The organism is Pseudomonas sp. FW305-70 (genome assembly GCF_058783925.1).
This window is the reverse complement of the sequence record NZ_JBYSYZ010000075.1, coordinates 1-11,475: the sequence shown is the minus strand read 5'-3', so window position 1 is coordinate 11,475 and position 11,475 is coordinate 1. Positions and strand designations below refer to the sequence as shown.

Below are 11,475 nucleotides of genomic sequence, written 5' to 3'. Positions count from 1 at the left end.
GTAAGGGGCGAGCGTTTTTTGCTTCCTTTTTTAGGCGCTTGTAAAAAAGGGAGTCGCCGTAAGGGCGAAACCATAAGTGGCCGTTACCGCAGCAATGGATATGTACACGGTCAACAAAAGACAGGTCGGCTGTCAGGCCGCCTTCGCGAGCAAGCCCGCTCCCACAGAGTTCAGCAGCGACCTGGAAATCAGGCACAAAAAAGCGACCCGAAGGTCGCCTTAGTGCGTTACTGCCCGAATTGCCGCCCAAGCCCACCCGGAACACCGTGAATGTCAGTTTCCTCCCACGGCCCTTTCGGACTGATCGACCGGCTCCAGCCATTATCCCAGCGGTAATAGGTACGCTGGCGATAAAAGGTATTGGGCTGATCATCAAGCACATAAACCCCAAGCTTCGGATCCCAATGGCTATTGCCCCCCGGTGGTGGCGCAAAGCTGGCGGACGTGCGCGGCAGCGGCTTGGAGGGTTTTACCGGAACAGACGGCTTGCTCGGTACCGGCGACGTCGATGGCGTGGGGCTGGGCTGCGACCGCGGAATCGGCGGCGGAGCCGTTTGCTCCGGTGGTCGCTGGACCGCACAAGCGCTTAACCCCAAAACGACGCTGAGCAGGGCAATACGAGCGATAGCGGTCATGGTAGCGTTTTCCTGTTATTTGTCCGGACTGTCGATGGTCAGTGTTTGCGGCGCGGTGGTGCTGCTGGCCAAAGGCTGGCTGCGACCGATCCACTCGCCGGCGGTCGGTTTGCCGGCACGGGAAATGCGCGCAACCAGTTGGACTTCAGGGAAGTTCGACAGTTTCAATTGCGGCATCATCGCGTCGGCATCGCTCAGCTCGACAGTCACCGGCAGGTCGGCCACGGTCATGCGCTTGACCGCCAGCGGGGCCGGCGGACCGGAGACAGCACGGGCGAAGATGAACACGCTGTCGCCAGGCTGGACCTTGGTTTTGAGCTCCGCAGCCAGATCGACGCTGACCTTGAGCAACGCCGTGGACTTGGTCGCCGATGCTTGCGCAACCTTGCCACCACTGGCCACCAGTTTCTCCGTGGCCCGGGTGATCCCGCCTTGCAGCGCCTCCCGGGACGGGTCGTTCGGCGGCAACTGCGCCAACAGGCGATTCCAGTAATCGATGGCGTCCTGATAACGCTCGCCTTCAAACGCGGCAATGCCGAGCAGGCCGAGGCTGGTGACTTCTTTCGGATCGGCCTTGAGCGCTTCGTCGGTCAGGGCCTGGACCTTGTCCGACCACTTCTTGCCATCGGCGAAGTACTGCGCCTGGGCCCATTGACCGAGCAGCTCGGGCTGACGACCGGCCAGGTTCACCGTGCGCTCGAACATCTTCGCCGCGTCCGCCGGGCGATCCTGCGCCATGTAGGTACGACCGAGGAAGTACATGCCTTCGGCGGAATCCGGTTGAGCGGCGACCACACGCTCCAGGCGTTGGGTCATCTCTTGCATCGACTTGGGTGCCTGGGAGAATTCGCGGGTCAGTTCGACCTTGTCGCTGGCGCCGTAATGCATGTACAGCCCCAGGCCCAGCACCGGCACCAGAACGGCCGCCAGCAACGGCAGGGGTTTACCCAGTCGCGACACCCGCGGCGCTTCGACGCCTTCGGTATCGGCCAGCAACTCACGGGCGGCTTCGGCACGACCGGCGTCCATTTGCGCCGCATCGAGCACGCCCTCTTCCTGCTGAGTCTGCAACTCAGCCACGCGCTCCTGATAAAGCGCGACGTTCAAGGCGGTACGATCCTCTTCACGCTGGGCACGACGGCTGCGCAAAACCGGGATCAACAGAAAACTCAGGGCAACCAGAAGCAGCAGACCTGCAGCGAGCCAGAAATCAATCATTCTTGGTTTTATCCAACAGTTGGTCGAGGCGCGAGCGCTCCTCGGCAGACAGCGAGCCCGGGGTGCCGGCGCGTTGCACGCGACGACGGCGGACGATCACCGCGATGATCACGACGCCCCCCAGCAACAGGCCGGCGGGGCCGAACCAGAGCAAGGCAGTCTTGGCGTTCAACGCAGGTTTGTAGCGGACGAAGTCACCGTAGCGGTCGACCATGAAGTCGATGATCTGCTGGTTGTCCTTGCCTTCGCCGATCATGCGGAAAATCTCTTTGCGCAGGTCGGCGGCAATCGGCGCGTTGGAATCGGCAATGTCCTGGTTCTGGCACTTGGGGCAACGCAGCTCCTTGGTCAGCTCGCGAAAACGCTCGCGGTCACCTTCCTTGGCAAACTCATAGGTGTCGATGGCCGCGTGAGCCACACCGGCCATACTCAAGCCCAGGACAGCGGCAGCAATCCAGCGCTTCATGGCTTGGCCTCGTCGACCAGCGCCTGGTACTTGCCCGCCAGTTTTTCGCGCCAGACCTGCTCGTCGATCACGCCGACGAACTTGTCACGGATGATGCCCTTGGCGTCGATGAAGAAGGTTTCCGGCGCGCCGTACACGCCGAGATTCAGGCCCAGCGAGCCTTCGTCGTCACGGATGTCCAGCACATACGGGTTGTGGAAGTCCGTCAGCCACTTCAAGGCATCGGCGTTGACGTCCTTGTAGTTGATGCCGTAGATCACCACGCCCTGCTGGGCCAGCTTGTTCAGCACCGGGTGCTCGACCCGGCAGGAAATGCACCAGGTGCCCCAGACGTTGACCAGCGCCGGCTTGCCCAGAATGTCGGCGCGGGTCAGGGTCTTGTCGCCCTGCACCGACGGCAGGGAAAACTCCGGGAACGGCTTGTTGATCATGGCCGAAGGCAACTCGGCCGGATCCAGGTACAACCCACGGTAGAGAAACACGGCAACCACCAGAAAAATCGCCAGTGGCAACAACATCAACCAACGCTTCATGCAGTGGCTCCCGACATGCCCAGTGCTTCGCGCACGCGGCTTTTGACCTTGACCCGATAACGCCGATCCAGCGCCGCCAGCAAACCACCTGCACCTGTCAGCAAACCACCGAACCAGATCCAGCGCACGAAGGGTTTGACGTGTACGCGCACAGCCCAGGCGCCGTTACCCAACGGTTCACCGAGGGCGACATAGAGGTCGCGGGTGAAACCGGCGTCGATGCCGGCTTCGGTCATCACCGAGTTCTGCACGGTGTACAGGCGTTTTTCCGGGTGCAACACGCTGATTTCCTTGCCGTTGCGGATCACCCGGACGGTGCCCTTGTCGGACGTGAAGTTCGGGCCTTCGAAGTGCTTGGCGCCTTCGAAGATAAAGTGATAACCGGCCAGGTCCATGGACTCGCCCGGCGCCAGGCGCAGGTCACGCTCGGCACTGTTCTGGCTCGACAGCACGACACCCAGCGCACACACGGCAATGCCCAGGTGTGCGATCTGCATGCCCCAGTAGCTGCGGGTCAGGGTGGGCAGGCCTTTGATCAGGCCTTTGTGGCGGGTCTTGTCGACAATGTCACGCGCACCGGCCAACAGCACCCAGGCAGCAAGCATGAAGGTCGCGAGCACGGCCCAGTTGAAGTCGCCGTAGGCGACGCCAGCCGCCACGGCCATGGCCGCACTGCCGAGCAATACCGGCGTCAGCATGCTCAGCAGCCATTTCACCGGTGTGTCTTTCCAGCGCACGATCACGCCGACCGCCATCACCACCATCAACAACGCCATCAACGGAATGAACAGCGCGTTGAAGTACGGCGGGCCGACCGACAGCTTGGCGCCGGTCATGGCATCGAGAATCAGTGGGTACAAGGTGCCCAGCAGAATCATCGAGGCGGCCACCACCAGCACCAGGTTGTTGCCCAGCAGCAGGGTTTCCCGGGACCACAGGTTGAAGCCAACCTGGCTCTTGACCACCGGCGCGCGCAGGGCGAACAGTGTCAATGAACCACCGACCACGAACAGCAGGAAAATCAGGATGAACACGCCGCGTTCCGGATCGGAGGCAAAGGCGTGCACCGAGGTCAACACGCCGGAGCGCACGAGGAAGGTGCCCAGCAGGCTCAACGAGAACGCAGCGATGGCCAGCAACACGGTCCAGCTCTTGAACACACCACGTTTTTCCGTGACCGCCAGCGAGTGAATCAGCGCGGTACCCACCAGCCATGGCATGAACGAGGCGTTTTCCACCGGGTCCCAGAACCACCAGCCGCCCCAGCCGAGCTCGTAGTACGCCCACCACGAACCGAGGGTGATGCCGATGCCGAGAAACGCCCAGGCCACGATGGTCCAAGGACGCGACCAGCGCGCCCACGCGGCATCCAGGCGACCGCCCATCAACGCGGCGATGGCGAAGGCGAAGGCCACCGAGAATCCGACGTAGCCCATGTACAGCATCGGCGGGTGCACGATCAGGCCGATGTCTTGCAGCAAGGGGTTGAGGTCGGCACCGTCGCTGGGCATTTGCGGCAGGATGCGTTTGAACGGGTTGGAGGTCATGATCAGGAACAGCAGGAAACCGGTGCTGATCATGCCCATCACCGCCAGCACGCGGGCCAGCATGACCTGTGGCAACTGCCGGGAGAACACCGACACCGCGAAGGTCCAGCCACCGAGAATCAAGGCCCACAACAGCAGGGACCCTTCGTGGGCACCCCACACCGCGCTGAACTTGTAGTACCACGGCAAGGCGCTGTTGGAGTTGTTGGCCACATAGGCCACGGAGAAGTCATCGACCATGAAGGCGTAGGTCAGGCAACCGAAGGCAAACAGCAGAAAGCTGAACTGCCCCCAGGCCGCCGGCTGGGCCAGGCTCATCCACAGCCGGTCACCGCGCCAGGCACCGAGCAGCGGGACCACGGCCTGGGCCAGGGCGAAGCACAGGGCCAGGATCATCGCCAGATGACCCAGTTCGGGAATAAAGATGCCGGATGTCATGGATCAACCCTCCTTCGCGGGCGTTGGAGCCGATTGACCGCTGTCTTTCAACGCCTTGGTCACTTCCGGCGGCATGTACTTCTCGTCGTGCTTGGCCAGCACTTCATCGGCCACCACCACGCCATCGGCATTGAGCTTGCCCAGGGCGACGATGCCCTGCCCTTCGCGGAACAGGTCCGGAAGGATGCCGCGATAGGTGATGGTCACGGACTTGTTGAAGTCGGTGACGACGAACTTCACGTCCAGCGAGTCGCCGGAACGTTGCAAGGAACCGGCCTCGACCATGCCACCGGCGCGGATGCGCGTGTCTTGTGGCGCTTCGCCGTTGGCGATCTGGGTGGGTGTGTAAAACAGGTTGATGTTCTGCTGCAGGGCGCTCAGGGCCAGGCCGACGGCAGCGCCGACCCCGACCAGGATCGCGAGAATGATGATAAGACGCTTTTTGCGCAGCGGATTCACTTGCCGTTCTCCCGGCGCAGACGACGCGCCTCTTGTTGCAGATACCGCTTGCGGGCCAGGATCGGCGCCGCCACGTTGAGGGCCAATACCGCCAGGCAGATGCCATAGGCTGACCAGACATACAGGCCATGATGACCCATGGCGATGAAGTCGCCGAATGAAGCAAAACTCATCGAGCGACCTCCAGGCTGTTTTCCACTTCGGCCTTGACCCAACTGGCCCGGGCTTCACGCTTGAGCACTTCAAGGCGCATGCGCAGCAACAGCACCGCGCCGAAGAAACAGTAGAAACCCAGCGCCGTCAGCAGCAATGGCAGCCACATCTCGGCAGGCATTGCCGGTTTTTCGGTGAGGGTGAAAGTCGCCCCCTGGTGCAGGGTGTTCCACCACTCCACCGAGTACTTGATGATCGGGATGTTGATCACGCCGACAATCGCCAGCACCGCACAGGCCTTGGCCGCACTGTCACGATTGCTGATCGCGTTGCCCAGCGCAATGAGACCGAAGTACAGGAAAAGCAGGATAAGCATGGACGTCAGGCGTGCATCCCAGACCCACCACGAGCCCCAGGTCGGTTTGCCCCAGATCGCCCCGGTGACCAGCGCAACCGCTGTCATCCAGGCACCGATGGGGGCCGCGCATTGCAGGGCGACGTCGGCCAGTTTCATCTTCCACACGAGGCCAACGATGCCGCACACCGCCAGCATCACGTAGATGGACTGCGCCAGCATGGCGGCCGGAACGTGGATATAGATGATGCGGAAGCTGTTGCCCTGCTGATAGTCCGGCGGCGCAAAGGCCAGGCCCCAGACCACGCCAACGCTGATCAGCAGCAACGCCGCGACGCTCAGCCAGGGCAGCATTTTGCCGCTGATGCCGTAAAACCATTTGGGCGAGCCGAGCTTGTGAAACCACGTCCAGTTCATACTGTTTCCATCACGGTTGCTCTTTACTGTGAAGAGCCAGGGTCTTTACTGGTCAAAAATTAACCAGACCTCATTATTCGCCGACGCTGATCTTCAGGCCAGCAGCTATTGCAAAGGGTGTCAGGGTTATCGCCAGGGCGGTCAGGCTACCAAGCCACAGGAGATAACCGGTCGCCGGCATCCCCTGCAAGGCTGCCTGCAAGGCGCCACTGCCAAGGATCAACACCGGGATGTACAGCGGTAGTATCAGCAAGGCCAGCAACAGGCCACCGCGTTTCAATCCAACCGTCAGCGCCGCGCCCACCGCACCGAGCAGGCTCAGTACCGGTGTACCGAGCAGCAACGAAAGCAGCAACACCGGCAGACAGGCGGCAGGCAAACCGAGCATCAGCGCCAGCAAGGGGGCCAGCAAAACCAGTGCCAGCCCGGAAAAAGCCCAGTGTGCCAGCACTTTGGCCAAAACCAGAAGAGCCAGGGGGTGCGGCGAAAGGACCCACTGTTCAAGGGATCCGTCTTCGAAATCACTGCGGAAAAGCCCGTCCAGCGAGAGCAGAACCGATAAAAGTGCCGCCACCCAGACCAACCCCGGAGACAAGGTTTGCAACAATTGAGACTCGGGTCCGACGGCCAGCGGGAACAGCGAAACGACGATGGCAAAGAACACCAGCGGGTTAGCCAGCTCCGCCGGACGGCGGAACAGCAGACGCGCCTCGCGGGCGACCAACAGGCCGAACACACTCATACGGCCCAGCTCCCCAGATCAATGTCGCGATAACCGGCCGGCATCCGGCTCAGCGTGTGGTGAGTGGTCAACACCACCATGCCTCCGCGCTCGCAGTGGCCGGCCAGGTGTTCTTCGAGTTGCGCCACGCCCTGCTTGTCGAGGGCGGTAAAGGGTTCATCGAGGATCCACAACGCCGGGCTGTCCAGGTACAGACGCGCCAGCGCGACGCGGCGCTGTTGACCGGCAGACAGGGTGTGACAAGGCACATCCTCGAATCCGCGCAGCCCGACCGCCGCCAGCGCCTGCCAGATCGCCTCCTGGGTCGCCGGATGATGCAAGGCACACAGCCAGCTCAGGTTCTCTTGTGGTGTCAGCAAATCCTTGATCCCGGCCGCGTGGCCGATCCACAGGAGGTTGCGCGCCAGTTCGCCGCGTTGCTCGTTCAGCGGCTGGCCGTTGAGCAGCACCTGACCGGCGGTCGGCTGCATCAGCCCCGAGAGCAGGCGCAACAGGCTGGTCTTGCCACTGCCGTTGGGGCCACTGATTTGCATCATTTCGCCACTGGCCAGTCTCAAATCGAGATTTTCGAAGAGCAGCCGAAGGTCTCGCTCACAGGCAAGGGCAACGGTTTGCAGGACAGGACTGGTCAAGGGTTCACGGGCCTTATACGGTTCAAGTCGGCACTGGCGCGGCCGTTAAAGAGATGCAGCATAGATGCAATGACGTCTTGTTCTAGAGAGCTGCGTCAAACAATTGCAAAGTTTTCGCCATTTTTGGATACAACGGCGCGGCATTATACATGCCAGGCCCTACTCTAAAGAGTGCATTTTCCTCAGGTTGTGACCGCGTATGACAGGCGAAATGAACATCCTCCCGCTGCCGCAGGCCCTCCCGGCGACCTCACGCCCGCAGGTGCTCAGTGGTGAACTGCTCAAGTTGCTGACACCGGTGGAGGGGTTGATCAGCGTCGGTCAAACCGCCCAGGCCGAAGTGTTGTCGCTCAAGCAGGCGGACCAGACTTTCCAGATGCTGCTCAAGGTCACCCTCGACAGCGGCCGCCAGACCACGGTCCAGACCACCAGCAATCAACCGCTGGCCCAGGGCACCACGCTGGTCGTCACCCAGCCCTCGGCCGGCAACCTGGCCGTGACGGTGCAACAGGCCATCGCCTCCAGCGTCGCCACCCTCACCCGCCTCGACACCGCGCAACTGCCGGTCGGCACCCTACTGCAGGGCAAGGTGCTGACCTCGCAAGTGCTGCCGCAAGTGCCCGGCCAGCCCCTGGTGTTTCGCTCAATGGTGAGCCTGCTCAACACCGCACTGAGCGGCAGCACCCTGAACATCGACAGTCCGCAGCCCTTGCGCATCGGCACCTTGTTGAGCGCGCAGGTGCAAGACAGCCAGACATTGAAATTCGTACCCCTGAGCAGCCGCCAGGAACAACTGGCGGTCACCCGGCAACTGGTCGACCAGCAAGGCCGCCAAGGCTCGCTGGATGGCTTGCTCCAGCGCCTGCAGAACCTTGCGCCCTCGGACCAGACCTCCGCCGAACTGCGCAGCGCCGCTGCCCGGTTGCTCGCCAACCTGCCGGATGTCCAGCAACTGAGCACCCCCAAGGGCCTGGCCCTGGCGCTGGCCAGCAGTGGTGCGTTCCTCGAAAGCAAACTGCTGAACGGGCAAAACCCGACACTCGCGCCGGACATGAAAGGCGACCTGCTCAAACTGGTTGCGCAGTTGAGCCAGGGCTTGCCGGCCAACACCAGCCTCGGCGCGATCATCGCCGCCAACACCCTGGCCCAGGCCATGCCGAATTTTGTCCGCAATGCCTTGGGCATGCTCGGCCAGGTCAGCGCCAAACCGACGCCGGGCGGCTTCCCGCTACCCGAACGCCTGCTGCAAAGCGGCGAAGGCGAAAACGACCTCGAACACTTGCTACGCCTGGCCGCCGCTGCGGTTTCACGCCTGCAAAGCCATCAGCTGTCGAGCCTGGAACAAACCGGCGTCACCGCCGACGGACGGCTGATGAGCACCTGGCAGCTGGAAATCCCGATGCGCAACCTGCAGGACATCGTGCCCTTGCAGGTCAAGTTCCAGCGCGAGGACGCCGCCGAGAAAGAACAGCCAAAAGAACGTCGCGAAGAACGCGAACCCAAGCAACAGCTGTGGCGAGTCGAACTGGCCTTCGCCATGGAGCCTTTGGGGCCCCTGCAAATCCAGGCGCAACTGATCAAGGGCAGCCTCTCCAGCCAGCTCTGGGCCGAACGGCCGTACACCGCCAGCCTGATCGAAAACAACCTGGCCGGGCTGCGTGATCGCCTGCTGTCCGCCGGCCTGAACGTCGGCGACCTGGACTGCCACCTCGGCAGACCACCCCAAGGCCCCCAAACCCGCCTCGAACAACGCTGGGTCGACGAAACCGCATGAAAAATCCCAACGCCCCACGCCAGGCCATCGCCCTCAAATACGACGGCACCCACGCCCCCACCCTCACCGCCAAGGGCGACGAAGAACTGGCGGAAGAAATCCTGCGGATCGCCCGCGACTGCGAAGTGCCGATCTACGAAAATGCCGAGTTGGTGAGGCTGCTGGCGCGCATGGAGCTTGGGGACAGCATTCCACAGGAGCTGTATCTGACGATTGCCGAGATCATTGCGTTTGCGTGGAGTCTGAAGGGGAAATTTCCGGCGGGGATGGGGCCGGATGCGCTGATGGTGGAGAAAGATGTGACGGATCGTGGGGACGACTATTGATCAACACTGAGAAACACTCAACAACGGAGACCAGCACATACCCCTCGTCCCCTTTGAATACCATTACTTACTGCTAACAGAAAACCTGCCTGCGTAAAACATCGACACTTCCTCTGAAAGAAAACCATCTAAAGCGGCTCTCGCAAGCACATCTCCCAAACCCGTCGCGAATTTAAAGCCATGCCCGGAGCATGCAGAAACATAAAAAACGCCGGGCAAACTTACTGATCCAAAGCGAAGTACTTCCAACAACGCCCAGGCCAATTACGACGATTTTGTATTTATTTTTCATCTTGCCCTCCACCACCACAAAAACACAGTTTTTTGAGAATTGGTTCGAACACAACTACTAACAGCCCAATGATTACGACTAAAAGAGCCATTACAGTTATTGGAGAAGCAGCTTGCTTGTAAATTATCGTCGCCACAAAAAACTGCGTAAGTGGCAATACAAACTGGGACAAGCCCATAGACATTACAGAAAGCCTTTTAGCTGAAAACGAAAACAGCGCTAACGGAACAATAGATACAACACCACAACTAAAAACAAGAAGCGTGCGCCACAAACCAAAATCATCAGGAATCGCCATGCCGAGATCTGAAAATATAAAAAACAAAGTACAAAAAAAAGAAAGCACAAGAGACTCTAACAACAAGCCACTAAAAACATTCAAAGATGTCATTTTTTTCAGGCACGAATAAAAGCCCCAAGCCAGACCGATACCTAGATAAACTCTTATATCAAGATCATTACTCAACACGAAAAGACTCACCACACTGATCAGCATCATCAACACGGCCACGGCTTTGAACACGGTGACTGGCTCTTTGTAAACAACGATACCCATCGCGATACTTAAAATTGGCGCCACCAGGTAACCGAGACTGCTTTCAAGTACCCGACCATGGACAGATGCCCATATGAACGTCCCCCAGTTGATCGCTATCAGTATGGCTGCAACGGCATGTAAAATTAGTAGCCTAATGTTAAGTTTAGCAAAAAGCGGTCTTAGCTCCCGACCAGCGTACACGACAAGAAACACCGTCAGCAAAGACAAGTAAACCCTATAGCTGAGCAACGCCAACGCACTCAACGACCCAATATACTTCCAAAAAACTGAAGACAACCCCAATAGCACGTTCGCCAATACCCCACTGAGCGCGCCGATAAAAAAATGTCGACCTCTATTTGAAGGCAGCATCCCTCTACCTTTCCCACAAAGTTATTTCAATTATTTCATACGACCATATTATTTTGCCATCCTCGTGCATACTGCAATAGGCTTCACCCTTCCTTGTCCAATTCATTACTTCATCCACCAAAAGGTTTTGTATCCGCGCCCATTCTTCTGCCGCCACCCATATGACCAGCGTCCAGAATATAAATTCTTCTCATCCAACCCTTTTCTTTATCGATTACTTTTGAACACCCCTTGCCAACAAAACTTAAAGAATTGCGCTTCCACCTGTCAACGAACAAACGACAAGTCCATTGCCGTCAAAACAAACAAGTCGTTAAAACACAGATTCATCTGTAGGAACGGTCATACTTTATCCTGTAGGACTTAGTTGACCGCAACGGTCTATTCAGGACTTCTTAAAGTAGGACCTGGTTTTCCTATAAAGGAAATTTTTTGAATCATTCTGCAACACTCAAGCGACGTGTTTCATCCATCATTCAAATAATCATCTGGCAAATCGCACCCACCCTCACCGCCAAGGGCGACGAAGAACTGGCGGAAGAAATCCTGCGGATCGCCCGCGACTGCGAAGTGCCGAT

The 11,475-nt window shown here is 59.4% G+C and carries 14 protein-coding genes and 1 pseudogene; 3 read left to right on the top strand and 12 right to left on the bottom strand.

Going from position 1 to position 11,475, the window contains the following annotated elements; all coding sequences use genetic code 11:
* The 11 genes from AC3WN7_RS28245 to ccmA all read right to left on the bottom strand — a co-directional run.
* The coding region (locus AC3WN7_RS28245) for a hypothetical protein (RefSeq protein WP_218276775.1) at nt 1-196 on the bottom strand (196 nt) is incomplete at its 3' end.
* 31 nt (nt 197-227) lie between these two features.
* Nucleotides 228-635 (bottom strand): hypothetical protein, encoded by a 408-nt coding sequence (locus AC3WN7_RS28240; protein ID WP_007980770.1) that lies wholly within the window; start codon nt 633-635, stop codon nt 228-230.
* Between the two features lie 15 nt (nt 636-650).
* Nucleotides 651-1,853 carry a c-type cytochrome biogenesis protein CcmI gene (gene ccmI, locus AC3WN7_RS28235; protein ID WP_102674951.1) on the bottom strand — a complete coding sequence of 401 codons (1,203 nt, stop codon included), beginning with the start codon at nt 1,851-1,853 and terminating at the stop codon, nt 651-653.
* Entirely contained in the window at nt 1,846-2,319 is a 474-nt protein-coding gene (locus tag AC3WN7_RS28230) for a cytochrome c-type biogenesis protein (protein WP_095963870.1), read from the bottom strand. The genes ccmI and AC3WN7_RS28230 overlap by 8 nt, the downstream gene beginning before the upstream one ends.
* On the bottom strand, nt 2,316-2,852 hold the full coding sequence (locus AC3WN7_RS28225; RefSeq protein WP_095963869.1) for a DsbE family thiol:disulfide interchange protein: 537 nt from the start codon (nt 2,850-2,852) through the stop codon (nt 2,316-2,318). The genes AC3WN7_RS28230 and AC3WN7_RS28225 overlap by 4 nt, the downstream gene beginning before the upstream one ends.
* Nucleotides 2,849-4,837: a heme lyase CcmF/NrfE family subunit gene (locus AC3WN7_RS28220; protein WP_102674952.1), complete on the bottom strand. Its 1,989-nt coding sequence runs from the start codon at nt 4,835-4,837 to the stop codon at nt 2,849-2,851. Before AC3WN7_RS28220 ends, AC3WN7_RS28225 begins: the two co-directional genes overlap by 4 nt.
* A gap of 3 nt (nt 4,838-4,840) precedes the next feature.
* Entirely contained in the window at nt 4,841-5,296 is a 456-nt protein-coding gene (gene ccmE / locus AC3WN7_RS28215; RefSeq protein WP_008052305.1) for a cytochrome c maturation protein CcmE, read from the bottom strand.
* The gene (gene ccmD / locus AC3WN7_RS28210) at nt 5,293-5,469 is read right to left on the bottom strand and encodes a heme exporter protein CcmD (protein WP_007980758.1); all 177 of its coding nucleotides are present in this window, start codon (nt 5,467-5,469) and stop codon (nt 5,293-5,295) included. The genes ccmE and ccmD overlap by 4 nt, the downstream gene beginning before the upstream one ends.
* Complete coding sequence (locus tag AC3WN7_RS28205) at nt 5,466-6,221, bottom strand: heme ABC transporter permease (RefSeq protein ID WP_007980756.1); 756 nt, start codon at nt 6,219-6,221, stop codon at nt 5,466-5,468. The genes ccmD and AC3WN7_RS28205 overlap by 4 nt, the downstream gene beginning before the upstream one ends.
* A gap of 73 nt (nt 6,222-6,294) precedes the next feature.
* Complete coding sequence (gene ccmB / locus AC3WN7_RS28200; protein WP_007980754.1) at nt 6,295-6,963, bottom strand: heme exporter protein CcmB; 669 nt, start codon at nt 6,961-6,963, stop codon at nt 6,295-6,297.
* Nucleotides 6,960-7,595: a cytochrome c biogenesis heme-transporting ATPase CcmA gene (gene ccmA, locus AC3WN7_RS28195; protein ID WP_102674953.1), complete on the bottom strand. Its 636-nt coding sequence runs from the start codon at nt 7,593-7,595 to the stop codon at nt 6,960-6,962. The genes ccmB and ccmA overlap by 4 nt, the downstream gene beginning before the upstream one ends.
* 199 nt (nt 7,596-7,794) lie before the next feature.
* Here ccmA and fliK point away from each other — a divergent pair, with 199 nt between their 5' ends.
* Both fliK and AC3WN7_RS28185 read left to right on the top strand, forming a co-directional pair.
* Complete coding sequence (gene fliK, locus AC3WN7_RS28190) at nt 7,795-9,369, top strand: flagellar hook-length control protein FliK (RefSeq protein ID WP_102674954.1); 1,575 nt, start codon at nt 7,795-7,797, stop codon at nt 9,367-9,369.
* A complete protein-coding gene (locus AC3WN7_RS28185; RefSeq protein WP_458374180.1) occupies nt 9,366-9,695 on the top strand; it encodes an EscU/YscU/HrcU family type III secretion system export apparatus switch protein in 330 nt (109 codons plus the stop codon). Before fliK ends, AC3WN7_RS28185 begins: the two co-directional genes overlap by 4 nt.
* A gap of 281 nt (nt 9,696-9,976) precedes the next feature.
* Here the strand turns inward: AC3WN7_RS28185 and AC3WN7_RS28180 are convergent, their stop codons facing one another.
* Complete coding sequence (locus AC3WN7_RS28180; protein WP_102674956.1) at nt 9,977-10,897, bottom strand: EamA family transporter; 921 nt, start codon at nt 10,895-10,897, stop codon at nt 9,977-9,979.
* 471 nt (nt 10,898-11,368) lie between these two features.
* Between AC3WN7_RS28180 and AC3WN7_RS28175 the strand changes: the two are divergent.
* Nucleotides 11,369-11,475: pseudogene (locus tag AC3WN7_RS28175) on the top strand (EscU/YscU/HrcU family type III secretion system export apparatus switch protein); the annotation flags it as partial.

What these genes read in the sequence shown, in the direction of transcription:
- AC3WN7_RS28185 (WP_458374180.1), top strand. Translation starts at nt 9,366, where the DNA reads ATGAAAAATCCCAACGCCCCACGCCAGGCCATCGCCCTCAAATACGAC.
- AC3WN7_RS28205 (WP_007980756.1), bottom strand. Translation starts at nt 6,221, where the DNA reads ATGAACTGGACGTGGTTTCACAAGCTCGGCTCGCCCAAATGGTTTTAC.
- ccmI (WP_102674951.1), bottom strand. Translation starts at nt 1,853, where the DNA reads ATGATTGATTTCTGGCTCGCTGCAGGTCTGCTGCTTCTGGTTGCCCTG.
- ccmD (WP_007980758.1), bottom strand. Translation starts at nt 5,469, where the DNA reads ATGAGTTTTGCTTCATTCGGCGACTTCATCGCCATGGGTCATCATGGC.
- AC3WN7_RS28225 (WP_095963869.1), bottom strand. Translation starts at nt 2,852, where the DNA reads ATGAAGCGTTGGTTGATGTTGTTGCCACTGGCGATTTTTCTGGTGGTT.
- AC3WN7_RS28180 (WP_102674956.1), bottom strand. Translation starts at nt 10,897, where the DNA reads ATGCTGCCTTCAAATAGAGGTCGACATTTTTTTATCGGCGCGCTCAGT.
- AC3WN7_RS28220 (WP_102674952.1), bottom strand. Translation starts at nt 4,837, where the DNA reads ATGACATCCGGCATCTTTATTCCCGAACTGGGTCATCTGGCGATGATC.
- fliK (WP_102674954.1), top strand. Translation starts at nt 7,795, where the DNA reads ATGACAGGCGAAATGAACATCCTCCCGCTGCCGCAGGCCCTCCCGGCG.
- AC3WN7_RS28230 (WP_095963870.1), bottom strand. Translation starts at nt 2,319, where the DNA reads ATGAAGCGCTGGATTGCTGCCGCTGTCCTGGGCTTGAGTATGGCCGGT.
- ccmB (WP_007980754.1), bottom strand. Translation starts at nt 6,963, where the DNA reads ATGAGTGTGTTCGGCCTGTTGGTCGCCCGCGAGGCGCGTCTGCTGTTC.
- AC3WN7_RS28240 (WP_007980770.1), bottom strand. Translation starts at nt 635, where the DNA reads ATGACCGCTATCGCTCGTATTGCCCTGCTCAGCGTCGTTTTGGGGTTA.